This is a genomic window from Ensifer sp. GW101-20A05 (assembly GCF_059424735.1).
Genome location: NZ_JBWKZT010000001.1, coordinates 971,074 through 993,369, shown reverse-complemented (window position 1 = coordinate 993,369; position 22,296 = coordinate 971,074). Strand labels below are relative to the sequence as shown.

Here is a 22,296-nt window from a genome sequence, read left to right as displayed (position 1 = left end):
TTTGTGATGGTCAGCGGGCCGAGATCAGTGTCGCGAGCGGACGGTTCTGGCGGGAAACGCGGGCTTTCAGGTCGTCGAGCGTCATTGGTTCGCGCTTGGCGAACTCGGTGAACATCATATTGAGATTGTTGAAGAACATCTCGCCGACCGCCTCGGCGTCGATATCGAGCGCGACGACACCCTTGGCCTTCAGCTTGAGGATCAGGGTCGAGATCTGATCGCAGAGCCGGCGGTCGAGTTCCGTATAGCGCTTGCTGAACGGGCCATCGGGCTGCTGGATGGCAATTGCCATGGCGGTGCGCCACATCTCCTTGCTGAGATAGAAGAGCGAGTGGTCGTAGTATTCGCCGATCAGCGCGTCCAGGGCACCCATGACGGAGGCGGGCGGGTTGTCGACGATCGAGCGGCCGGCAGTGAGCACTTCCTCGACTTCCATCGACACGGTGGCAAGCAGGATGTCGCCCTTGTTTTCATAGTAGTTGTAAAAGGTCCCGACCGAGATCTCGGCGCGCTCGGCGATGTCCTCGATGCGCGCGCTGTCATAGCCGACTTCGCGAAAAAGCACGGCGGCGGCGTCAAGAATCCGCCGGTTCCGATCGGCTTTTTGCCGTGCGCGCAGTCCCGTCATCTGATGTTTCCCCGAATTATGAATTGGTTCAAAATTGAGATTGACTTAAAAAATGAATTCATTCAATCTTTTTTTGAAGACGCCGAAACGAGCGTCAAAACCATGAGGGCAACAGCATGATGCAGTCAGTTCGTGACGGTGCGCCCCTGCGCCGTTTTCTCTCCTCCAGCGCCGCAATCGCGATCACCACGCTGTCGGCGGTTGCAGCGCCTGCACCCGTCTTCGCCCAGGAAGAGCTCAATGCGCTCGTCTGGTGCGACCACACCGATCCGGCGCTGCTCGAGCCGTTCGAGAAGGCCAATGACGTCAAGGTCAACGTCAAGGTCTATGAGGGCACCGGGGCAGGGCTCTCGATCCTCGACCAATCGCAGCCCGGCGACTGGGACGTGCTCGTCATCGACGGCGTTGATGTGCACCGCGCCATCGATCTCGATCTTCTCGCCGAAATGCCTGCCGATGCGCTGCCGACCGCCGACATCTTCCCGGAAGTCCGCATGGAGGCCAACAACACCAAGGACGGGAAGACCTACGCCGTCACCGAGAAGTTCGGCTACAACACGATTTCCTACGACAAGACCAAGGTCGACCCGAAGGACATGCAGGACCTGTCGGTCATCTGGTCGGACAAGTACAAGGGCCGCATCGCGCTTTATGACTACTATCTGCCGATGATCGGTCTCGTCGGGCTTGGCCTCGGCAAGAAGACCTCCGAGCTGACCGAAGCGGACATGCCGGCGATCAAGGAAAAGCTTGCGGCGATGCGCGCCGTGTCGAAACAGGTGAGCGACGTCGTGTCCTCGCAGACGGCGCTTGCGACCGGTGAAGTCGACATTCTCGTCGGCGGCGGCGAGTGGATCACCGCGGTTCTCTCGGCCGACAAGCCGAGCCTCGACTGGACCATTCCGGAGCAGGGTGCGGTGCGCTGGGCGCAATCGATCGGCGTCATGAAGGATTCGACCAAGCAGGATCTGGCGCTGAAATTCGTGCAGTACATCTTGAGTCCGGAAGGCCAGGCGCGGCTTGCGACCTCGTCCTGCTACTGGGCGATGCCGGCCAACGCCAAGGCGGGTGAATTCCTGAACGACCAGCAGAAGACGGCGCTGCGCTTCAGCGAGCAGGCCGAATACCTGAAGAAGACGCAGCTCTATCCGATCCCGTCGGCCGAACTCGACCAGCAGTTCCAGGACGCCTGGACGGAGATGCTGCAGCAGTAACGACAAGGGCGGATGCGATCGGCATCGCGTTCGCCTGATCAACGCCGCCTTGGCGGCGAACGAGGGCAAACCATGCCCCGCAACCCTTGAGCCCCGGGATAGCCATGGCAGACGCCGGAACCCTGACATCAGCGACAGCGCTCGAAGACGCCGACCGGCGCAAGGCCTGGGGCTTCGTTGCCCCGGCGCTGCTCTGGACCGCCGCCTTCTTCGTCGTGCCCTTCGCCTTCATGGCGGCGATGAGCCTCTGGAAGCGGGAAGGGCGGGAGCTCGTCCGCGTCTGGAACTTCGACAACTACGCGCGCTTCTTCTCCGAGAACGCGCTGTTCCAGGGGCTGGTCAATTCGCTGGAAATCACCGTCATCGTGACGGTGATCTCGGTGCTGCTTGCCTATCCGCTCGCCTGGATCATCGCCGAGCGGGTGCCGAAGCGGCTGCAGCGCATGGCGCTGATCCTGGCCATCCTACCGTTCTGGACCTCCTACGTGGTCCGCTCCTATTCCTGGCTGCTGGTTCTGTCGAAGAACGGCGTGATCAATCAGATGTTCATGAACATCGGGCTGATTTCCGAGCCGCTGGAGCTTGCCAGCACCCGCACGGCGACGGTCATCGGCTTCGTACATTTCTTCGTCATGCTTTTGACGCTGACGATCTATTCCAACCTGATCCAGCTGTCGCCCAACTACCGCCGCGCGGCCGCCGACCTTGGCGCCAATGCCTTCCAGACCTTCTGGCACGTGGTGCTGCCCTTGACCCTGCCCGGCATCATGACCGGCGCGTTTCTCACCTTCGTGCTCTGCATCGGCGACTATGTCACGCCGCAGATCCTCGGCGGCAACAACGAGCTGGTGCTGCCGCAGATCATCATGCTGCAGCTTGGGCGCAGGGCGGATTTCCCGATGGCCGCGGCGCTGTCGATCGTGCTGATGCTCGCCGTCACCGTCGCCTACGTTGCCTGCGCCCGCTGGCTGAAGATCGAGAGGGCCTGACGATGTTGCGCAAGATCTCCGCAAGCGTTCTGTCCTGGACCTATCTCGTCCTCGTCTACGCCTTCATCTTCCTGCCGGTTGCCGTGCTGGTGCTCTTTTCGTTCCAGGACGGCCGGCTGCCGGTGCCGCCCTTCAACGGCTTTTCGCTGCAGTGGTACGAGGCGGTTTTCGCCGACCGCAAGCTGATGGCAGCGCTCGGCAACTCAATGGTCGTGGCGCTTGCCTCCTCGGTCATCTCGGTGCTGCTCGGCTTCCTCGCGGCCTATGCGCTGGCGCGCTACAAGCTGCCGGGCTCGGCCCTGCAGCGCGGCTTGCTGATCGCGCCGATGACGGTCAGCTACCTGATCATCGCGCTTGGGCTGCTGTCAGTGCTCAATGCACTGCACGTTCCCTTGTCGCTGATGACGGTCGGGATCGGCCATGTGGTGATCAACCTGCCGCTCTGCTTTGCCATCATCTACGCCTCGATGGGCGACCATCACATCAACATCGAGCGGGCGGCGCGTGACCTCGGCGCCAACGATTTCAAGGTGATGGCGTTGGTGACGGCGCCGATGCTGATGCCGTCGATCCTCGCCGCCTTCTTCCTCTCCGTCACCTTCAGCTGGGACGAGTTCATCATTGCCTTTCTCTTGTCGCGCTTCGACGTGACGTTGCCTGTCGAGATCTGGAGCATGCTGCGCTCGGGTCTCAACCCCAAGACCAATGCCATCGGTTCGCTGGTGTTCCTGGCCTCTGTCGCCGTGCTCCTCATCCTTGAGCTTTCCCTGTTCGGAAGGACGAAAAAACAATGACCGCTTCCGTCACGATCGAAAACGTCAGCAAGATCTTCGGCGCCTTCACGGCACTGGACAACGTCTCGCTCGATATTCGGGCAGGTGAGTTCATCGTCCTGCTTGGACCGTCGGGCTGCGGCAAGACCACGCTGCTCTCGATCCTCGGCGGGTTCCAGTCGCCAAGCGCTGGCCGTGTGACCATCGCCGGCAAGGACATGACCTATGTGGCGCCGTCTAAGCGCCCGACGACGACGATGTTCCAGGACTATGCGCTGTTTCCGCATATGCGCCTCGTCGACAATGTCGGCTTTGGCCTCAGAATGCGCGGCCTTGCCAAGGCCGAGCGTGACGAAAAGGCACTGGGCTTCCTCGACCTCGTGGGCTTAAAGGCGTCCGCCGGCAAAAGGCCGCATGAACTCTCGGGCGGCCAGCGTCAGCGCGTGGCCCTTGCCCGTGCGCTGGCGGTCGATCCGGACGTGCTTCTGCTCGACGAACCGCTTGGCGCGCTCGATCTCAAACTCCGCCGCCAGATGCAGGACGAACTGAAGGCGATCCAGAAGCGGGTCGGCACGACCTTCGTGCACGTGACCCACGACCAGGAAGAGGCGATGGCGATCGCCGACCGCATCGTCGTGATGAACCAGGGGCGGATCGAGGATTTCGGCCCGCCCTCGGAGGTCTACATGCGGCCGCGTTCGCTGTTTTCCGCGGGCTTCATGGGCGAGGTCAACTTCGTTTCCGGCCGTGTTGCGGCGGCGGATGCGAGCTCCGCCCGGGTTGAGACCGCGCTCGGCAGCCTGGCGCTGCCTGCTCAGAATTTCACGGCATCGTCGCCGAAGGCCGGTGACCGCATCACGCTCACCATCCGGCCGGAGCATTTCCGCGCCGACGACCGGGCGGAAGGACCGACCGTGGCGCTCGGCGAGGCACGGGTCGCCGGCAGCGCCTTTTTCGGCACCCATTATCGCTGCCATCTGCAGCCCTGTGCCATGGATACCAGGGCGCTGGTGGCGCATCTGCCGCAATCGGCAAGCGTGCGCGAAGGCGAGATCGTGCCACTTGCAGTGCGCGCTGCCGACGTCGTAGCCTTGCCCGCCACAGGCGGACATGCGTAGCACCATGCAGAGAATTGCCCCCAAGGACTGGTATCGCGTGCGGCGGCTCGACGACGGCGTCACCGCCATCGACGAGCCCTACATCCAGGAGTTCTATCGCTGCAACATCTGGCACGTGCGCGGCCGCGACCGCGACATGCTTGTTGATAGCGGCATGGGCGTGGTGTCGCTGAGGGAATGGGTGCCGCTCGTCACCGAGCGTCCGCTGACCGCCGTCGCCAGCCACACCCACTTCGACCATATCGGCTGCCATCACGAGTTCGACTGCCGCTGCGTGCACGCGGCGGAAGCGCAGCTTCTCGCCCATCCGACGCGCAAGAACACGCTCGCCGACCCTTACGTCGCCGACGAGATCTTTGACGCGCTGCCGCCCGAACCCTATGCCTCCACCACCTACGCGGTGAAGGCGGCGCCGGCGACGCGGCTTTTGGAAGACGGCGATCATATCGATCTCGGCGACCGGGTCTTCGACGTGATCCATACGCCTGGCCATTCGCCCGGCGGTATCGCGCTCTTCGAGGCGAAGACCGGCATCATGTTCTCCGGCGACATCGTCTACGATGGGCCGCTGATCGAGGACACCTATCATTCCAATGCCGACGACTACCTGGCGTCGATGGAACGGCTGCTGAAGGTACCCGCGCGTATCGTTCACGGCGGACATTTTCCGAGCTTTTCCGGCGAGCGTTACAGAGCGCTTATCCGCGACTGGCTTGCTGAAAAACAAAAGACAAACTGACGGGAAGGAGGAGCGAATGCTCGACAAACGCAAGTTCTACATCAATGGCGCCTGGGTGGATCCCATCGTCGCCAACGACCTCGAGGTCCTGAACCCGGCGACGGAAAAGCCTGTTGCGGTGATCTCGATGGGCACGGCCGAAGACATTGACCGGGCCGTGGCCGCCGCCAAGAAGGCCTTTGTCACCTATAGCCAGACAAGCGTCGAAGAACGGCTGGCGCTGCTCGAAAAACTGCTCGCCGTCTACACGCGCCGTTATGACGAGATGGTCGACACCATCACCATGGAACTCGGCGCGCCGAAGACCATGACCCGCGAGCAGCAGGCCGATGTCGGCGTCGGCCACCTGCAAGGCTTCATCGATGCGCTGAAGCGCCTGAAGACCCGCGACCGGCTGCCGAACGGCGACGTGATCCTGCGCGAGCCGATCGGCGTCTGCGGCCTGATCACGCCGTGGAACTGGCCGATCAACCAGATCGCGCTGAAGGTGGTGCCGGCGCTTGCGACCGGTTCGACCTGCGTCTTGAAGCCGAGCGAATTCACGCCACTCAACGCCATGCTCTATGCCGAGATGATCGATGAGGCGGGCTTCCCCGCCGGCGTCTTCAACCTCGTCAACGGCGACGGTATCAATGCGGGTGCTGCCCTTTCCAAGCACCGCGACATCGACATGATGTCGTTCACCGGCTCGACGCGCGCGGGCATCGCCGTCAGCAAGGATGCGGCCGAGACCGTCAAACGCGTGACGCTGGAACTTGGCGGCAAGTCGCCGAACATCGTCTTTGCCGATGCCGATCTCGAAGATCGCGTGACCGGCAGTGTGCTCGAATGCTTCAACAATTCCGGCCAATCCTGCGACGCGCCGACCCGCATGCTGGTCGAGCGCAGCGTCTACGACCAGGTGGTCGAGATCGCCAAGCGCGTCGGCCGCGAGGCAAATGTGGGCGATCCGACCAAGGAAGGCAGCCATATCGGCCCGCTCGTCAGCCACGTCCAGTTTGGCCGGGTGCAGGCGCTGATCGAGGCGGGCATTGCCGAGGGCGCGCGTCTGCTCGTCGGCGGTGCCGGCAAGCCGGAGGGCTTCGAGACCGGCTACTTCGTCAAGCCGACGATCTTTGCCGACGTCAACAATGACATGCGCATCGCCCGTGAGGAGGTCTTCGGGCCGGTGCTTGCGATCATCCCCTTCGACACCGAGGAGGAAGCGATCGCCGTTGCCAACGACACCAATTACGGTCTCGCCGCCTATGTGCAGACGGGCGACCCGAAGCGGGCGGAGCGCGTCGCTGCACGCCTGCGGGCCGGGATGGTGCATATCAATGGCGGACCGCACCGCTACGGCAGCCCATTCGGCGGCTACAAGCAGTCGGGCAATGGTCGTGAGGGCGGCATCTTCGGTCTTGAGGACTTCCTCGAAGTGAAGACCGTGCACGTTCCGGACGCTGCCTGAGCGGCGGTGGAGCGCCACGCATTGAAAATCGGCCGTCGCATCCAGCGGCGGCCGTTTTTTCTTTCGGGCTTTGTGGTAGCAGGGGTTGTCGCCGGCCGCGCCCATCTGATAGCTGCGAAGCGCTCAGGGCCTCTTGCCTCTGGCTACCAAGCCCCTTCCGGATATCTCCCGTGACCCACGCATCGCATTCCACAGCCCGCAATCGCGTTGCCATGGCGGCACTCCTCATCGGCGGCGCTGCAATCGGCGGTTCGCCGATCTTCGTGCGGCTGTCGGAGGTGGGGCCGATGGCGACCGCTTTCTGGCGGGTGGCGCTGGCGCTGATCCCGCTGCTCGCGTGGTCGTGGTTTCGCGGGGAGAGTGCCAATGACCGGCGCCCGCAAAAGCTCTCGGAATATGCGCTGCTGATCCTGCCCGGCGTGTTTCTCGCGATCGATCTTGCGGCCTGGCACTACGCGCTGACCAAGACGTCGGTCGCCAACGCCACATTGCTTGCCAACCTCGCGCCGGTCTTCGTGACGCTCGCAAGCTGGCTTCTGTTTCGGGCTCGCATCAGCACCATCTTTGCAGTCGGCCTCGTGACGGCCGTTGCCGGGGTGGTGACCCTCAAGGGTGGCCCGATGGCGCTCGGCGAGGGAAACCTCGTCGGCGACGGCATCGCCGTCGTCGCGGCGATGTTCTATGCCGGCTACATCCTGGCGATCGGCCGGCTGCGCAGCCTGTTCAGCACCGTGCGCATCATGATCTGGAGCACGGCCTCGGCAGCGGTCTGCATGCTGCCGATGGCAGCACTGTTCGAGCCATCGCTTTTCCCGGCGACGGCCTTCGGCTGGGCGATGCTGTTCGGCCTTGCCTTCGTCAGCCATGCCGGCGGGCAGGTGGCGATCACCTATGCGCTCGCCTACCTACCGCCCGCCTTTTCCTCGCTGACCCTGCTGTTGCAGCCGGTTGTGGCGGCAATCCTCGCCTGGATCCTGCTTGCCGAGCCGGTCGGCCTGATGCAGGCGATCGGTGGGGCGATCGTGCTGGTCGGGATCCTCATTGCGCGGCGCGGATAGCGCCGCGCGCTTTCTGCTGACTTCTTAGAGGCCCGGCGGTGTGAAATTTGCCAGCCGCTCTTCGAGCTTGCGGATCGTCTCTGCGTCCGCATTGGCAAAGGCGAAGCGCAGGTAGTTCTCCTGGCCTTCGCCGAAATAATCGCCCGGTAGGCAGACGACGCCGGCGAGCTTTGCGAGCTTCTCGGCAATGAACTGTGAGTCGATATCGGGGAAGGGGTGGCGGACGTAGGCGAAATAGGCGCCGACCGCCTGCAGCTTCCATTTCGGCAACCGGCTCATGACATCGCGCAGCGCATCGGCGCGCGCCGCAATCTCGGCGCGGTTGGCCTGGCGCCAGTCGGCAAGCGCGGGGATGGCCTTGGCGACGGCGGCCTGGGCCGAGCGCGGCGCGCAGATCTGCAGGTTGTCCATGATCTTCGTCACCTGCTCGATGACAGCAGGGCCGGCGGTGATGGCACCGAGGCGATGGCCGGGTATGCAGAAGGATTTGGAGAAGCTGTAGAGGCCGATGAAGCTTTGCTGCCAGCCCTCGCTCGAAAGCAGGCCGTGCGGCGCGATGGACGCGTCGGGCAGGAAGTCGCGATAGGTCTCGTCGAGGATCAGCCAGACGCCCTTGGCGCGGCAGGCCTCGTGGATGCGGGCGAGCAGCTCCGGCGGATAGACGGCGCCGGTCGGGTTGTTGGGCGAGACGAGCGCAAGGGCCCGGATGCCGGGGCGAAGCGCTGCAGCAATCGCGTCGACTTCGGGCAGGAAGCCGGCACCGGCGTCGCAGGGTACGAGCTCGACATTTATCCCGAGCATCGAAAGCGTGGTTTCCTGGTTGAAGTAGTAGGGGTTGGTCATCAGGATCGTATCGCCCGCGCCGGCAATCGCCATCGCCGTGCAGATGAAGGCCTGGTTGCAGCCCGAGGTGATGTGAATGTTGTCGGCCGTCACCGCCGCGCCATAGAGCCCGGCGACATGAGCCGCATAGGCTTCGCGCAGCACTGCTTCGCCCTCGATCGCGCCATAGCCGGTATAGGCGGTGGAGGCGGCGGTCTCGCCGAGCCATGCCAGCATATCCGGATGCGCAGGATAGCCGGGCACGGCCTGCGACAGGTCGATCAGCGGGCCACGGGAGCCGTCGTAGGACTTCGCCCAGGCCAGCACCGAGGGCACGGGCGGCGGCGAGAGCTTTTCGACGAGCGGGTTGAAATGCGGCATGGCGGGTGTTCCTGCGTTAGATCACGATGGTTTGAAGCAGGATGCGGGCGGAAAACCGCGTACATTTTCCTCATCCTGCCTCAGGCCTTGGCTTTACGTTTCTGCGGGCGATCGGCGCGGCGGGCGCGGCTCGGCGCCGAGACCGGCTGAAAGCTGTCCTTGCCCGATTTACGATCTGTTGGCTCCAATTTCGAGGCCCGGCTGCGAATAATCGTGCGGGCCGAAGTCTGCAGTTCCGGCATAGGGTCGCTTTCGAGCGTCGAAAACATCCAGTCGATGAAGATGCGCACGATCGGGGCGGCCAGCACCTCGTTGCGGCAGGCGACGAAGAAGGCGTCGTTGGCAGGCACGGTCAGGTCGAAGGGGGCGATCAGTTCGCCGCGCGCGATCAGGCTGCCGGCGGTGATAGTGTCGCCGAGTGCCACGCCCTGATTGTGCAGCGCGGCTTCGGTCGAGAGCCGCGCATCGCTCATGAAATGCTGCCGCCCGCGCTGCAGGTCACTGGCATCGGCTGCGGCGAGCCAGGTGTTCCACTCGCGGCCGTCGTCGCCATGCAGCATCACGTGGTCGCGCAGATCCCGCACGGAGCGCAGCGGCCGCATGTTGAGCAGTGTCGGGCTCACGACCGGAAAAAGCTCCAGCCGACTCCAAAGCTTCGCCCACGCGCCCGACCAGTTGCCGTCGCCATAGATCAGGCAGACGTCGACATCGGGCGAATGCAGATAGGCCTCGTCATTGGAAGCGATCAGCGTCAGGCGCACGTCCGGATACTGTTCGGTGAAGAGATGCAGCCGCGGGATCAGCCAGAAGGAGAGAAGTGCGGGAACGCAGGTAATGCGCAGTTCGCCGCTCGTCGTCGGACGCGTCATCGCCGCCGTCGCCGCGGCGATCTCGGCAAAGGCATGGGTGACGGCCGGCAGGAGCAGCGCGCCCTGCGGCGTCAGCTTCAGCCGCTTGCCGCCCCGTTCAAAGAGGGCCGCCTTGACCGAGAGTTCAAGCGCGCGGATCTGGTGGCTGATCGCACCGTGAGTGACGTTCAGCTCACGCGCGGCAGCCGATACGGAGCCCCGTCGCGCCGTCGCTTCGAAGGCTCGCAAAGGGTTCAAGGGCGGCAGGCGGCTGGACAAATCGAGCGGTTCCGGCAATTGCTGTTATGTGAATTTTTCTCACACGAAACGCTATAACAATGTCAATTGATTTTCTAGGGGAATTGCCGCCTAATAATCGTCAACAAAGGCGAAAAAGCCTGGGGAACATGATCGCGCCGGATGAGCCGGCCCCATCCGCAGACAAAATTCTGTGGCGCCTCGCGCGCATGCCTCGGGCTATGGATGACGGAGGATTGAACCGATGGCCTGGGACGACAACAAGCTTGCCGAACTGAAGGCGAAATACGGCGAAAGCCATGGCGGCGAGCTGTTCGACCCCACCTTCCGCAAGGTTGCCGACAAGATCTTCAACAAGAGCGGCACGCGCCTTGCTCCCTATTCCGGCATCCCGACCTTCCTGACCGCGCCGCACATGCCGGTCGATGCGGAAAACCCGGATTTCGGCAACCTTCAGGTGGCGATCGTCGGCATTCCCATGGACCTCGGCGTCACCAACCGCCCGGGCTCCCGCTTTGGACCGCGGGCGCTACGTTCGATCGAGCGCATCGGTCCCTATAACCATGTGCTCGGCTGCACGCCGGTGCAGGAACTGCGTGTCGCCGATATCGGTGACGTACCGTTCCAGAGCCGCTACCGGCTGGAGCTCAGCCATGAGGATATCGAAAAGCGCATCAACCAGATCGTTGATGCCGGCGTTCTTCCGCTCTCGGTCGGCGGCGACCATTCGATCACCCATCCGATCCTGAAGGCGGTCGGCAAGAAGCGTCCGGTCGGCATGATCCACATCGACGCCCATTGCGACACCGGCGGCGCCTACGATCTTACCAAGTTCCACCATGGCGGTCCGTTCCGCAACGCCGTGCTCGACGGCGTGCTCGATCCGACCCGCGTCGTGCAGATCGGCATTCGCGGCTCGGCCGAATATCTCTGGGAGTTCTCCTACGAGTCCGGCATGACCGTCATCCACGCCGAAGAAGTGACCGGCCTCGGCATTCCCGCGATCATCGAGAAGGCGAAGAAGATCGTCGGCGACGGCCCGACCTATCTCTCCTTCGACATCGACAGCCTCGATCCGAGCTTTGCGCCGGGCACCGGCACACCGGAAGTGGGCGGTCTCACGACCCGCGAGGTACTGGAACTGATCCGCGGCCTCAAGGGCATCAACCTCGTCGGCGGCGACGTCGTCGAAGTGGCGCCGCAATACGATTCGACGACCAACACGGCCCATGCCGGCGCGCAGGTGCTCTTCGAGATTTTGAGCCTGATGGTCTATAGCCCGGCCATTACCGGCAAGTCCGCCTGACACAAACGTTTGTCGGCTGCCGGACCGGAAACGGCGGCCGACCACCAGACTGCACAATCACAAAGCTTCCGGGTAGGGGAATAACCATGACGATCCATGCAAAACTGAAGACAGCATTCGCTGCCGCCCTGATGCTCGGTGCGGCCGCCGGCATCGCCAAGGCTGATGCACTTGCCGATATCAAGTCCGCCGGCCAGATCAATGTCGGCATCTTCTCCGACTTCCCACCCTTCTCCTCGGCCAGCGCCGACATGAGCATCAAGGGCTATGACGTCGACGTGGCGCAGCAGATCGCCGACGACCTCGGCGTCAAGCTCAACCTCGTCAGCGTCACCGGCCAGAACCGCATTCCCTATCTCAACGACAAGCGCGTCGACATCCTGATGAGCGTCGGCTTCTCCAAGGAACGCGCCGAGGTGATCGACTTCGCCGCCGCCTACGCACCTTACTACATCGCCGTCATCGGTCCGGCCGAGCTCAAGGTCGCCGGTAAGGAAGACCTTGCCGAGAAGACCATTGCCGTCAACCGCGGCACGCTCGAGGACACCTCGCTCACCGAGGCGGCTCCCGCCAACGCCGACATTCAGCGCTTCGACAACTACAATGCCGTGATCCAGGCCTTCATCTCCGGCCAGGCCCAGCTGATGGTCGTCGGCAACGACGTCGGCGCCCAGGTGCTGGCGCGCCAGGAGGCGCTGAAGCCGGAGCAGAAGTTCCAGCTTCTGACTTCGCCGTCGCATATCGGCCTCAACAAGAACGAAGACGGCCTGAAGAAGGCGGTCAACGACGTGGTCGCCAAGATGCTTGCCGATGGCAAGCTGAACGCGAGTTCCGAGTCCTGGCTGAAGACGCCGCTCAACCCCGACAACCTCAAGGACTAATTAGAGCCTGATGGCCGCGAGGAGCCCTGCTTCTCGCGGACCTGTTCGAAAGGTTGCGACGATGGGCTACGGCCTCAGCTTCGGTTGGCTCAAGGACGCCGCGGGCGCAATCGCCCATGGCGCGGCTATGACCGTGTTTCTGATCGCCTGCACGACGGTGCTCGGCATCCTGATCAGCATTCTCTTCGCGGCCGCCCGCCGCAGCCGCTATGCCGTGCTGCGCAAGGCCGTGGCCGTCTATGTCGAAGTCGTCAGGAACACGCCGTTTCTGGTGCAGTTGTTCTTCATCTATTTCGGCCTGCCGAGCCTCGGTATCCGCCTCGACCCGATCGTCGCGGCGATCGTGGCGATGACGCTCAACATGGCCGCCTATACGACCGAGATCGTCGGGGCCGGGCTCGATGCGGTGCCGAAGGGGCAGAGCGAGGCGGCATTTGCGCTCGGGCTGAAACCGCGACAGGTCTTCATCAAGATCATCCTGCCGCAGGCGCTGAAGGTGATCTTCCCGGCGCTCACCAGCCAGGTCATCATCATGATGCTGGAATCGGCGGTCGTCTCGCAGATCGCGGTGCGGGAACTGGCGCACGAAGCGGATCTCCTGCAGGCGCGTACCTTCCGCTCGTTCGAGACCTATTTCGTCGTCACGCTGATTTACCTCGCCCTCTCGATGGCCGTCCGGCGGCTCTTCGTTGCCGGCGGCCGGCGTGTGCTGGGAGCCGGCGTGTCATGATCGAATTCACCTTCTGGGACATCCTGCGCAACCTGATCTTCGCCACACGCTGGACCGTGCTTCTGTCTGGCGTCGCCTTCGCGGGCGGTGCCGCTGTGGGATTGGCGATCCTTGCGGCCCGCATCTCCGAACGCCCGTGGTTGCGCCGCTTCGGTTCGGGCTACATCGCGCTCTTCCAGGGCACGCCGCTCCTGATGCAGCTCTTCCTGATGTTCTTCGGTCTGCCGATGTTGGGCTTCCGCATCGAACCCTGGACGGCGGCCGCCCTCGGGCTCACCTTCTATGCCAGCGCCTATCTTGCCGAGATCTGGCGCGGCGGCGTGGAAGCATTGCCGCGCGGGCAATGGGATGCCGGTGCAAGCCTCGGGCTGCATCGGCTTCAGGAACTGCGCCTCGTGATCCTGCCGCAGGCCTTCGCCATTACCCGGCCGGCCGCCGTCGGCTTCCTCGTGCAGTTGATCAAGAGCACGGCGCTCACCTCGATCATCGGCTTCGAGGAGCTTCTCAGAACCGCCAATGCGATCAATAATGCAACCTTCGAACCTTTCACGGTCTATGGGCTGGTTGCGGTGATCTTCTTCGTGCTGTGTTATCCGCTAACGCAATATGCGCGCATGCTCGAGCGGAGCGCGCCGGCGCACTAGGCCACGGATTTTGGGGCGCATCCTGATCGCGCCCCGGACTGAAAACATGTAAGGAATCAAATACAACAGGGAACGAGGCGGGCAACGCCGAAACAAAAAGGAGAACGAGAATGATCACCACTCCCATCAAGCGCCGCACGCTGCTTGGCGCCGGTCTTGCCGGCGCTTCCATGCTGGCGATGCCGTCGATCCTGCGGGCGCAGGACAAGTCGCTGAAGGTCGGCGTCTACGGCGGTTACTTCAAGGATTCGTTCGACAAGAACATCTTCCCGGAATTTACCAAGGCGACCGGCATCGCGGTTGAATCGATCGCCGAACCGACCGGTGAAGCCTGGCTGGTCCAGCTCGAACAGGCCGCCCGCGCCGGCCAGGCGCCGGCCGACGTCTCGATGATGTCGCAGGTGGCAATGCTGAAAGGCCAATCGACCGATCTCTGGACGCCGATCGATACGGCGAAGATCAAGAACGCATCGGACCTGCTCGATCGCTTTGTCAACAAGTATCCGGATGGCCGCATCGCCGGCATCGGCGCCGTCTCCTGGTACATCACGCTGGTGACCAACACCGACGTCTACAAGGAAGCGCCGACTTCCTGGTCCGCCTTCTGGGATCCGGCGAATGCCGACAAGCTCGGCCTTCTGGCGCTCGTTTCCAACTCGTTCCTGCTCGAAGTGACGGCCAAGACCTTCATGGGCGGCACCAACGCGCTCGACACGGAAGAAGGCTTGCTCAAGGCATTCGACAAGCTTGCCGAAGTGAAGCCGAACGTTCGCCTGTGGTACCGCGACGAGGCGCAGTTCGAACAGTCGCTGAAGTCGGGCGAAATCCCGATGGGCCAGTACTATCACGACGTGACCGGCCTTGCCGCCGCCGACGGCCATCCTGTTCGTTCGACCTTCCCGAAGGAAGGCGGCATTCAGGATTCCGGTTGCTGGGCGCTGTCGCGTGCCTCGCAGAAGTCGGAAGAGGCCCATATCTTCATCGACTATATGTGCCAGCCCTCGATCCAGGCGACGCTGTCGCGTAAGGTCGGGACGTCGCCGACCGTCAAGCGCGAGGTCACGGATCTCACCGACAAGGAATTCGCAGCGGTTTCGTCGGACATCGAGCCGATCGTTCCGCGCTACGATCTCTACCAGACGAAGTCGGATTGGCTGAATCAGAAGTGGACCGAGCTGATCGTCGGCTGATCCTGCCTGCTCCCCGGTCATCGGGGAGAAACACCGACCTAACGACGGGGAGGGGCTGCCGGCCGCTCCCCGCCTGAACCCCTCCCATGAGGCGGAGGGGACTTTTCCGCGGAGAAACAATGTCCGGACTTGCCCTTCAAAACGTCGTCAAGGAATTCGGAACCTTTAGGGCCGTCAACAACGTCGACCTGACGGTGCCGCACGGCACCTTCGTCTGCATGCTCGGACCGTCCGGCTGCGGCAAGACAACGCTTCTGAGGATGATCGCTGGCCTCGACCTGCCGACGGGCGGCGCGATCCGGCTTGACGGCGAGGACATCACCCGGGTGCCGACGCACAAGCGCAACCTCGGCATGGTGTTCCAGTCGCTGGCGCTGTTCCCGCATCTGACCGTCGGCGAAAACATCGCCTATCCCTTGCGCATCCGCGGTGCGGCAAAGGAAGACCAGAAGAAGCGCGTCGACGAACTGTTGTCGATGATCCATCTGACTGGTTATGCCGACCGGCCCGTTGCCAAGCTTTCCGGCGGCCAGCGCCAGCGCGTGGCGATCGCCCGGGCGCTGTCGATCTCGCCGAAACTGTTCCTGCTTGACGAGCCGCTTTCGGCGCTCGACGCCAAGCTGCGCGAAGCGATGCAGGTGGAACTTCGCCAGCTTCAGCAGAAGCTCGGCATCACCACGATCGTCGTCACCCACGACCAGCGCGAAGCAATGACCATGGCCGACACCGTCGTCGTCATGAGCGGTGGCGAAATCCGCCAGGCCGCGTCGCCGATCGAGATCTACCGCCGTCCGGCCGACAGCTTCGTCGCCGACTTCATCGGCCAGACGAACCTGCTCGATGTTGCGGGCGACAGCTCTGGCCGCGCCGTCGTTCTCGGCCAGGCGGTCCCCGGCCTTGAATTGCCGGCCGGTGCCGCCAAGGGCACCCTGTCGGTGCGCCCGGAAGACGTGCACCTAACTGCCCCTGGCGCCGGCGCGCTCACCGGCAAGGTCACCTTCGTGCGTGATCTCGGCGGCACGATCGAAACCTTCGTCGACATCGCCGGACATCAGATCGTTGCCGTCTCCACGCCGCGCGCCCGGCCCGACGTCACCGTCGGCCAGGAGGTCGGCATCGCGCTTACCCCCGATGTCTGCGTGGTGCTGAAGAAATGAGACGCGAACCGCCCCAGACCCTCGGCGACTACGCGCCACTCCTCTTTCCCGCAGCGATGCTGACGATTTTCTTTGTCGTGCCCTTCGGCACGATGATCGCCGTCAGCTTCTTCCAGCGCCAGCAGGGCGGCTTCTATACGCCGGCGTTCGTCTTCGACAATTACGCCCGCTTCCTCTCGGTCTTCTTCGGCGGGGTGCTCGGCTTCTCGCTGATGCTCGCCATCATCGTGGCGATCTGTTGCGTCGTGCTCGCCTTGCCCTTCACTTACATGCTGACGCGCATGGCGCGGAAGGTGCAGGTCGTCTGGCTGGTGGCGCTTCTGTCGATCCTGTCGCTGTCGGAAGTCATCATCGGCTTTGCCTGGTCGACGCTGTTTTCGCGCACCGCCGGCATCACCAATATCCTGGTCGCGCTCGGCATAATGGCCGAGGCCAAGGCGTTGACGCCGAGTTTTGGTGCGGTGCTGACCGGCATGGTCTACCAGGCCTTCCCCTATACGGTGCTGGTGCTTTTCCCGGCGCTTGTGCGTCTCGATCCGACCCTGACGGAAGCGGCGCGCACGCTCGGCGCCTCGCCGCTCAAAGCCTTCTTCACCGTGGTCGTGCCGGCGCTTCGCAACACCATCACAGCCACCTTGATCATGGTCTTCATCTTCGCGCTCGGCTCCTACCTGTTGCCGCAGCTTCTCGGCCGGCCGCAGCACTGGACGTTGTCGGTGCTGATCACCGACCAGGCGATCTACCAGTCGAACATGCCGTTCGCCGCCGCCATGGCCGTTTTCCTCGTGCTCGTGACGCTCGGGCTCGTGGCACTCACCGTGATTGCCGGACGCAAGGGAGAAGCGGCATGACCTCGATCTTCCGCAAGGCCTATTTCTTCCTGATTGGCCTGTTCCTGTCGTTGCCGCTGATCGTCGTTGCCGGCGTTTCGGTCAATCAGAAGCAGACGCTCGCCTTTCCACCCCAGGGCTTTTCGCTCTCCTGGTACGGCGAGATCTTCCTCAATCCGGAATGGCGCAACGCCCTTTTTGCCTCGGTGACGCTGGCGATGCTTTCGGCAGCCCTTGCGGTTGCGATCGCGCTGCCGCTCTCCTGGTTCCTGTGGCGGCGTATCGCGCCCTGGGCGAACATCTTCCAGCTTCTCGGCGTCGCACCCTTTACCCTGCCGCCGGTCATTACCGCGCTTGGCATGCTCACCTTCTGGGCGACGGTCGGCTTTTATGGCCAACCCTGGACGGCCGTGGTCAGCCACGCGATCTTCTTCGTGACGCTGCCGCTGGTGACCCTTTCGCTCGGCTTTACCTCGATCGACCGTTCGCTGGTCGAGGCAGCCTCGACCATGGGGGCCGACGAGCGCACGATCTTCCGCACCGTCGTGCTGCCGCTGATCCTGCCCTATATCGTCTCCGGCTATGCTTTCGCCTTCGTGCTGTCGCTCAACGAATACATCGTTGCCTACATGACGGTCGGCTTTACCGTGGAAACGCTGCCGATCAAGATCTTCAACGCGCTTCGCTACGGCTACACGCCGACCATGGCTTCGGTGACGGTTCTGTTCGTCACGACGGCTGCGGTGATCTTCGGTCTCGTCGCCCGCTTCGGCGACCTGCCGAAGCTGCTCGGTGCCATGTCGTCGGATGGAAAATGATGAAGCTCGCCGCTCTCCAGATGCAGTCGGCGGCGGGTGACGTCGTCGCCAATCTCGACCGCATCGCGCGCGCCGCCAAGGATGCTGCGGCCGAAGGCGCGACGCTGCTGCTGACGCCGGAGCTCGGCGTCACCGGTTATGGCGCCGGTGAGGCGCTGACGGCGCTCGCCGAGCCCGCAGACGGTGCGATCGTTCAGCGTCTCAAGGCGATATCGGCGGAGACCGGCATTGCGATCATCGCCGGCTTTGCCGAGCGCGACGGCAACGACGTCTACAACAGCGCCGTCTACGTCGACGGCGAGGCAACACCGGTCATCTACCGCAAGTCCCATCTCTACGGCGATTACGAGCGCGCGATCTTCCGGGCGCCGGAACCGTCGACCCGGCTCTTCGTGCACCGTGGCGTCACCTGCGGCATGCTGATCTGCTACGACGTCGAGTTTCCGGAGAACGTGCGACGGCTGGCTCTGGCTGGTGCAGAGGCCGTGCTGGTGCCGACGGCGCTTCCGGCCGGCTGGTCCGGTAATTTCATCGCCGAGCACATGATCCAGACGCGCGCCTTCGAAAACCAGGTGTTCGTCGCCTACATCAATCATCACGGCTCGGACCCGCTGTTTTCCTTCGCCGGCCTGTCGCGCATTGCCGCACCCGACGGGCAGTTGCTCGCCAAGGCGGGGGCAGGGCAGGAAACCATGCTGCTGGTCGAGATCGACCCGCGGGCCTATGCAATCTCCCGCCTTGAAAACACCTATCTCGGCGATCTCAATCGGCGTTGAGGGTGTGCGGGTTGCGCCCGATCTCGCTGGTGGCAACCGTGAACTAGGTGCTTTTTCAGCGACGATGCGGGGGTGATTGTTCACCGTGAGGGAACGTTCCGTTCTTTATTGATCCACTGTCGGAAACGATCCGACATCCCATATGGTGCTCAACAGAAATGCCACGCTTTGGAGGCAATCATGAGCTTGCAACTGACTGGGATCCATCACCTGACGGCGATCACCGCGAACGCGCCGGAGAACCTGCGCTTCTATACCGAGACGCTTGGTCTGCGGCTGGTCAAGAAGACCGTCAATCAGGACGATACCACCGCCTATCACCTTTTCTACGCTGACGGCCGTGCCACGCCCGGAACCGACCTGACCTTCTTCGATTGGCCGGTCGGGCCCGAGGGCCGCGGCACGCACAGCATTTCGCGCACGGGCCTGAGGGTCGGCAGCGCCGAGAGCGTACGCTGGTGGAAGCGTCGTTTCGACGAGCTGAAGGTAACGGTCGGCGAAGTCTCCGAAATCGACGGACGCCTGTCGCTTGATTTCGAGGACGGCGAAGGCCAGCGCTTCCGGCTGATCGACGACGGCGGACTTCAGCCCTCGCATCCTTGGGAAAAGAGCCCGGTTCCAGCCGAACATCAGATCAAGGGCCTCGGGCCGATCACGATCAGCGTGCCCGACATCACCAACACAGAACTGGTCCTGACTCATGTGATGAACATGAGCGCGGCGCGGACCTATCCGTCGCCGGATGGTGAGGGTGAGGTCCATGTCTTCACGATGGGCGAAGGGGGACCAGCGGCGGAACTGCATGTCGCGGTCCAGCCGGGTCTGCCGATTGCCCGGCAGGGCGCTGGTGCGGTGCATCACGTCGCCTTCCGGGCGCCCGACAATGCGGCGCTGACGGAATGGACCGAACGTCTCAATGGCTTCCGCCTGCCGTCGAGCGGCGAGGTCGAACGCTTCTATTTCCGCTCGCTCTATTTCCGCGAGCCGAATGGCGTTCTCTTCGAGATCGCGACCGATGGTCCCGGTTTCGCCGTCGACGAGCCGATGGAAACGCTTGGCGAGAGCCTGTCGCTGCCGCCGTTCCTGGAGCCGAAGCGCGCCCAGATCGAGGCACGGCTGAAGCCGCTGGTCTAACAGTCTGGTCCGAACGACAAGCCGGGGGTTCGTCCCCGGCTTTTTTGTCTCTATCCCTCTGGTCCTGTTGGACATCGGTCGCGCACGGACCCATCATGACGGCTGTCGCGTTCTGCATCAGAGCGGGGTGAGGAAAACATGTGCAGCTTTCCGCCCTTAACCCGCCCTCACCTTGTCGAGGCGCGCCCGCAAGGACCTGTAGAGTAGGAAGGATCAGATCTCATGACGAAAATCCTCGGCATATCCGGGAGCCTGCGCAAAGCGTCGTTCAACACGGGCCTGATGCGGGCGGCCGCGGAAAATCTGCCGGATGACGTCAAATTCGACACCGCGACACTGCACGGTATTCCGCTCTATGATGGCGATATCGAAAAAGAGAGCGGTATTCCGCCGGCTGTGACGGTTCTGAAGCAGCAGGTGATGGCCGCCGATGGCGTCATCCTGTTCACGCCTGAATACAACAACTCCATTCCGGGCGTGTTCAAGAACGCGATCGACTGGTTGAGCCGGCCATCGGCCGATATCGCCAAGGTGTTTCGCAACCGACCTTTCGCGCTCGCCGGCGCCTCGCCCGGCAATTTCGGCACCATTCTCAGTCAGAACGCGTGGCTGCCCGTCATGCGCACGCTCGGTGCCGAGCTCTGGTCGGGCAAGCGGCTGATGTTGCCCAAAGCGGACACGCTTTTCGACGACGAGGGGACGCTGACGGATGCGGCTGCCCGCGACCGACTGGCAGCCTTCGTCAAGGCGTTCGCGGATTTTGCCAGGGCGGAAAAAGAAGCGTAGGCGGCTGACATCGTCGTAACGCGACGCTCTCGTCATCCTCGGGTTCGACCGAGGATCCACGATGCGGCACCGGCTTGGCAATGGATGCTCGGGTGAAGCCCGACCAGAGGGGGTGCCGGACAGTCGGAGGCGGGGCGGGGGGACTTACAGCCCCTTCTCCTCCAGCCATTGCTGGATTGCAGCAATATCAGGTGCGCCGATCTCGTGCCCCATGTCGAGTTCTGTCGTCGTCAGATCCGCGCCGGTGCGTGACAGCTCCGCCTTCAGGCGAGGCGCGAATTCTCCGTAGCTGTCGTGCTGGCCCGTCAGCAGCAGGATGTTCGTGCCCGAGAGATCAGGAGGCGGCACATCGTCGAGCACGAGCATCGAGCGCATCAGCACGACGTTGCGGATCAGTCCCGGATGCAGGAGCATCAGCGCGACCAGCAGGTTGGCGCCGTTGGAGTAGCCGATGAAGACGGTCTTCTCGAGATCGATGCGGTAGCCTTCTTCGGCTCCCTCGACGAAGGCAGCGAAGGCATCGGCCTCCGCGCGCACGTCCTTCTGGTCGAAGGTCGTCGGTGAATAGCGGCGGAACCAGCGCGGCAAACCTTCTTCGTTCGCCCGGCCACGAATGCCGACGAGTGTCGCTTCGCGGTCGACCTGGTGCGCAAGATGGAGGAGCTGCGTCTCGTTGGCGCCGCTGCCGTGCAGCAGCATGAAGGTGCGGTCGTTCAGGTGCTCCGGATGGTAGAAACGGTGCACGAAGGGCAGATCCCTTTGCGTCAGGCGCGGTTCTCCCGGCAGTGCGAACTGCGGCATGGCGAGCAGCAATTCTTCCCTGGCGGCGCCGAAATGTGCGGGGACGAAGAGTTCGGTGCCGAGGGTTTCCTCGGGTTCGTCGACGGTGAAACCGGGCACGTCGCTTGCCAGTTCGTAGAGCGAGCCGCCGGGCTCGCGCACGTAGAGCGAATAGAAGTATTTGCGGTCATGCGCGTTGATGGCGCCGGCGCCATCGCGTCGCAGGTCGACCCCCACTTGTTCCACGGCAGCCCGATCCGGCGCGCGGAAAGCAACGTGGTCGATCGTCCCGGTTCCAGGCGCAGACGTCCAGAAGCCAGTCGCGTCGCGCACGTCGATAACGTCGCCGGAGGCGGAGGTGAGGCGACGGATGGTATCGCTGGAGGCCGTTTCACTGTAACCGAAATGGGTCTTCAGGAAGCGAACGGATTCTGCCGGCTTCTCGGTAAGGATTGTGGCGCCGCGCAGGCGTCGGATCGCATCCTCTTCCGGGATATCGCGCGTGCTCCAGGGAGCCGTGGCCGAAACCGCCTCGGTGCCGACGAGCTTGACGATGACGCCGTCCGGATCCTTGAGGCGCAGCACCGGTTCGCCGAACTCCTGCGACGGCCCTGAGGTGGCGATGTTGAATTGCAGCGCCCGAGTCAGCCAGAAGCCGATGCTCTCCGGCCGGATAGCGAAGGCGATTTCGCTCGGCTGGCTGTGGCCCACCCGGCCGCGACCGCCGTCCTCCCACATCAGGAAGGTGACGAGCGATCCGGGCGAGCCCTCGGCGTCACCATAAAAGAGGTGCAGCTGGTTGGCGTCTTCGTATCCGCCCGTCCGCTTGACGAGGCGCAAACCCAGGAACCCCACATAGAAATCGACGTTTGCCTGGACCTTCCGGGCAATCAGGGTGATGTGGTGGATGCCGCTCGTCATTCTTGATTCCTCATTGGTCTCTGCTCACAAAACACGGAGCGCGGCGCCAGCACCAGAAGCGCTGC

At 63.3% G+C, this 22,296-nt stretch carries 22 protein-coding genes; 18 read left to right on the top strand and 4 right to left on the bottom strand.

Annotated features, from left to right (window positions below):
* Positions 1-10: 10 nt before the first annotated feature.
* Positions 11-628, bottom strand: coding sequence for a TetR/AcrR family transcriptional regulator (locus AC070A_RS05000; RefSeq protein ID WP_057248993.1), 618 nt, complete (start codon positions 626-628; stop codon positions 11-13).
* Positions 629-747: 119 nt separating this feature from the next.
* Between AC070A_RS05000 and AC070A_RS04995 the strand changes: the two genes are divergently transcribed.
* The 7 genes from AC070A_RS04995 to AC070A_RS04965 all read left to right on the top strand — a co-directional run bounded on the left by AC070A_RS04995 (position 748) and on the right by AC070A_RS04965 (position 7,969).
* Complete coding sequence (locus tag AC070A_RS04995; protein WP_057249122.1) at positions 748-1,842, top strand: ABC transporter substrate-binding protein; 1,095 nt, start codon at positions 748-750, stop codon at positions 1,840-1,842.
* A gap of 104 nt (positions 1,843-1,946) precedes the next feature.
* A complete protein-coding gene (locus AC070A_RS04990; RefSeq protein WP_112994659.1) occupies positions 1,947-2,831 on the top strand; it encodes an ABC transporter permease in 885 nt (294 codons plus the stop codon).
* 2 nt (positions 2,832-2,833) lie between these two features.
* Entirely contained in the window at positions 2,834-3,625 is a 792-nt protein-coding gene (locus AC070A_RS04985; RefSeq protein WP_093235635.1) for an ABC transporter permease, read from the top strand.
* The gene (locus tag AC070A_RS04980) at positions 3,622-4,722 is read left to right on the top strand and encodes an ABC transporter ATP-binding protein (RefSeq protein WP_113737711.1); all 1,101 of its coding nucleotides are present in this window, start codon (positions 3,622-3,624) and stop codon (positions 4,720-4,722) included. The genes AC070A_RS04985 and AC070A_RS04980 overlap by 4 nt, the downstream gene beginning before the upstream one ends.
* A 4-nt stretch (positions 4,723-4,726) precedes the next feature.
* Complete coding sequence (locus AC070A_RS04975) at positions 4,727-5,461, top strand: MBL fold metallo-hydrolase (RefSeq protein WP_057248997.1); 735 nt, start codon at positions 4,727-4,729, stop codon at positions 5,459-5,461.
* 16 nt (positions 5,462-5,477) lie between these two features.
* Positions 5,478-6,911 (top strand): aldehyde dehydrogenase family protein, encoded by a 1,434-nt coding sequence (locus tag AC070A_RS04970; RefSeq protein WP_113737712.1) that lies wholly within the window; start codon positions 5,478-5,480, stop codon positions 6,909-6,911.
* A 212-nt stretch (positions 6,912-7,123) separates the two neighbouring features.
* Positions 7,124-7,969, top strand: coding sequence for a DMT family transporter (locus tag AC070A_RS04965; RefSeq protein ID WP_113737722.1), 846 nt, complete (start codon positions 7,124-7,126; stop codon positions 7,967-7,969).
* Between the two features lie 24 nt (positions 7,970-7,993).
* Here the strand turns inward: AC070A_RS04965 and AC070A_RS04960 are convergent, their stop codons facing one another.
* Positions 7,994-9,172, bottom strand: a complete 1,179-nt coding sequence (locus tag AC070A_RS04960; protein ID WP_113737713.1) for an aminotransferase — start codon at positions 9,170-9,172, stop codon at positions 7,994-7,996.
* Positions 9,173-9,252: 80 nt separating this feature from the next.
* Positions 9,253-10,299, bottom strand: a complete 1,047-nt coding sequence (locus AC070A_RS04955; protein WP_057249123.1) for a LysR substrate-binding domain-containing protein — start codon at positions 10,297-10,299, stop codon at positions 9,253-9,255.
* Between the two features lie 223 nt (positions 10,300-10,522).
* Between AC070A_RS04955 and speB the strand changes: the two genes are divergently transcribed.
* The 11 genes from speB (at position 10,523) to AC070A_RS04900 (ending at position 20,530) form a co-directional block, all read left to right on the top strand.
* Entirely contained in the window at positions 10,523-11,584 is a 1,062-nt protein-coding gene (gene speB, locus AC070A_RS04950) for an agmatinase (RefSeq protein WP_065374416.1), read from the top strand.
* 86 nt (positions 11,585-11,670) lie between these two features.
* Complete coding sequence (locus AC070A_RS04945; RefSeq protein WP_057249002.1) at positions 11,671-12,465, top strand: transporter substrate-binding domain-containing protein; 795 nt, start codon at positions 11,671-11,673, stop codon at positions 12,463-12,465.
* A 61-nt stretch (positions 12,466-12,526) separates the two neighbouring features.
* A complete protein-coding gene (locus AC070A_RS04940; RefSeq protein ID WP_057249003.1) occupies positions 12,527-13,195 on the top strand; it encodes an amino acid ABC transporter permease in 669 nt (222 codons plus the stop codon).
* The gene (locus AC070A_RS04935) at positions 13,192-13,839 is read left to right on the top strand and encodes an amino acid ABC transporter permease (RefSeq protein WP_113737714.1); all 648 of its coding nucleotides are present in this window, start codon (positions 13,192-13,194) and stop codon (positions 13,837-13,839) included. The genes AC070A_RS04940 and AC070A_RS04935 overlap by 4 nt, the downstream gene beginning before the upstream one ends.
* A 110-nt stretch (positions 13,840-13,949) precedes the next feature.
* Positions 13,950-15,029 carry an ABC transporter substrate-binding protein gene (locus tag AC070A_RS04930; protein WP_058326474.1) on the top strand — a complete coding sequence of 360 codons (1,080 nt, stop codon included), beginning with the start codon at positions 13,950-13,952 and terminating at the stop codon, positions 15,027-15,029.
* A gap of 119 nt (positions 15,030-15,148) precedes the next feature.
* Entirely contained in the window at positions 15,149-16,186 is a 1,038-nt protein-coding gene (locus AC070A_RS04925) for an ABC transporter ATP-binding protein (protein WP_113737716.1), read from the top strand.
* A complete protein-coding gene (locus AC070A_RS04920) occupies positions 16,183-17,037 on the top strand; it encodes an ABC transporter permease (RefSeq protein ID WP_058320742.1) in 855 nt (284 codons plus the stop codon). The genes AC070A_RS04925 and AC070A_RS04920 overlap by 4 nt, the downstream gene beginning before the upstream one ends.
* A complete protein-coding gene (locus tag AC070A_RS04915) occupies positions 17,034-17,834 on the top strand; it encodes an ABC transporter permease (RefSeq protein WP_112994650.1) in 801 nt (266 codons plus the stop codon). Before AC070A_RS04920 ends, AC070A_RS04915 begins: the two co-directional genes overlap by 4 nt.
* Positions 17,831-18,610, top strand: a complete 780-nt coding sequence (locus AC070A_RS04910; protein ID WP_112994649.1) for a carbon-nitrogen hydrolase family protein — start codon at positions 17,831-17,833, stop codon at positions 18,608-18,610. Before AC070A_RS04915 ends, AC070A_RS04910 begins: the two co-directional genes overlap by 4 nt.
* A gap of 180 nt (positions 18,611-18,790) precedes the next feature.
* Positions 18,791-19,744, top strand: a complete 954-nt coding sequence (locus AC070A_RS04905; protein WP_058326472.1) for a ring-cleaving dioxygenase — start codon at positions 18,791-18,793, stop codon at positions 19,742-19,744.
* 222 nt (positions 19,745-19,966) lie between these two features.
* Positions 19,967-20,530, top strand: coding sequence for an NADPH-dependent FMN reductase (locus AC070A_RS04900; protein WP_057249011.1), 564 nt, complete (start codon positions 19,967-19,969; stop codon positions 20,528-20,530).
* A 144-nt stretch (positions 20,531-20,674) separates the two neighbouring features.
* On the opposite strand, the gene AC070A_RS04895 is transcribed toward AC070A_RS04900, so the two are convergent.
* The gene (locus tag AC070A_RS04895; protein ID WP_113737717.1) at positions 20,675-22,231 is read right to left on the bottom strand and encodes a VOC family protein; all 1,557 of its coding nucleotides are present in this window, start codon (positions 22,229-22,231) and stop codon (positions 20,675-20,677) included.
* Positions 22,232-22,296 lie beyond the last annotated feature (65 nt).

What these genes read in the sequence shown, in the direction of transcription:
- AC070A_RS05000 (WP_057248993.1), bottom strand. Translation starts at nt 628, where the DNA reads ATGACGGGACTGCGCGCACGGCAAAAAGCCGATCGGAACCGGCGGATT.
- AC070A_RS04995 (WP_057249122.1), top strand. Translation starts at nt 748, where the DNA reads ATGCAGTCAGTTCGTGACGGTGCGCCCCTGCGCCGTTTTCTCTCCTCC.
- AC070A_RS04990 (WP_112994659.1), top strand. Translation starts at nt 1,947, where the DNA reads ATGGCAGACGCCGGAACCCTGACATCAGCGACAGCGCTCGAAGACGCC.
- AC070A_RS04985 (WP_093235635.1), top strand. Translation starts at nt 2,834, where the DNA reads ATGTTGCGCAAGATCTCCGCAAGCGTTCTGTCCTGGACCTATCTCGTC.
- AC070A_RS04980 (WP_113737711.1), top strand. Translation starts at nt 3,622, where the DNA reads ATGACCGCTTCCGTCACGATCGAAAACGTCAGCAAGATCTTCGGCGCC.
- AC070A_RS04975 (WP_057248997.1), top strand. Translation starts at nt 4,727, where the DNA reads ATGCAGAGAATTGCCCCCAAGGACTGGTATCGCGTGCGGCGGCTCGAC.
- AC070A_RS04970 (WP_113737712.1), top strand. Translation starts at nt 5,478, where the DNA reads ATGCTCGACAAACGCAAGTTCTACATCAATGGCGCCTGGGTGGATCCC.
- AC070A_RS04965 (WP_113737722.1), top strand. Translation starts at nt 7,124, where the DNA reads ATGGCGGCACTCCTCATCGGCGGCGCTGCAATCGGCGGTTCGCCGATC.
- AC070A_RS04960 (WP_113737713.1), bottom strand. Translation starts at nt 9,172, where the DNA reads ATGCCGCATTTCAACCCGCTCGTCGAAAAGCTCTCGCCGCCGCCCGTG.
- speB (WP_065374416.1), top strand. Translation starts at nt 10,523, where the DNA reads ATGGCCTGGGACGACAACAAGCTTGCCGAACTGAAGGCGAAATACGGC.
- AC070A_RS04945 (WP_057249002.1), top strand. Translation starts at nt 11,671, where the DNA reads ATGACGATCCATGCAAAACTGAAGACAGCATTCGCTGCCGCCCTGATG.
- AC070A_RS04940 (WP_057249003.1), top strand. Translation starts at nt 12,527, where the DNA reads ATGGGCTACGGCCTCAGCTTCGGTTGGCTCAAGGACGCCGCGGGCGCA.
- AC070A_RS04935 (WP_113737714.1), top strand. Translation starts at nt 13,192, where the DNA reads ATGATCGAATTCACCTTCTGGGACATCCTGCGCAACCTGATCTTCGCC.
- AC070A_RS04930 (WP_058326474.1), top strand. Translation starts at nt 13,950, where the DNA reads ATGATCACCACTCCCATCAAGCGCCGCACGCTGCTTGGCGCCGGTCTT.
- AC070A_RS04925 (WP_113737716.1), top strand. Translation starts at nt 15,149, where the DNA reads ATGTCCGGACTTGCCCTTCAAAACGTCGTCAAGGAATTCGGAACCTTT.
- AC070A_RS04920 (WP_058320742.1), top strand. Translation starts at nt 16,183, where the DNA reads ATGAGACGCGAACCGCCCCAGACCCTCGGCGACTACGCGCCACTCCTC.
- AC070A_RS04915 (WP_112994650.1), top strand. Translation starts at nt 17,034, where the DNA reads ATGACCTCGATCTTCCGCAAGGCCTATTTCTTCCTGATTGGCCTGTTC.
- AC070A_RS04910 (WP_112994649.1), top strand. Translation starts at nt 17,831, where the DNA reads ATGATGAAGCTCGCCGCTCTCCAGATGCAGTCGGCGGCGGGTGACGTC.
- AC070A_RS04905 (WP_058326472.1), top strand. Translation starts at nt 18,791, where the DNA reads ATGAGCTTGCAACTGACTGGGATCCATCACCTGACGGCGATCACCGCG.
- AC070A_RS04900 (WP_057249011.1), top strand. Translation starts at nt 19,967, where the DNA reads ATGACGAAAATCCTCGGCATATCCGGGAGCCTGCGCAAAGCGTCGTTC.
- AC070A_RS04895 (WP_113737717.1), bottom strand. Translation starts at nt 22,231, where the DNA reads ATGACGAGCGGCATCCACCACATCACCCTGATTGCCCGGAAGGTCCAG.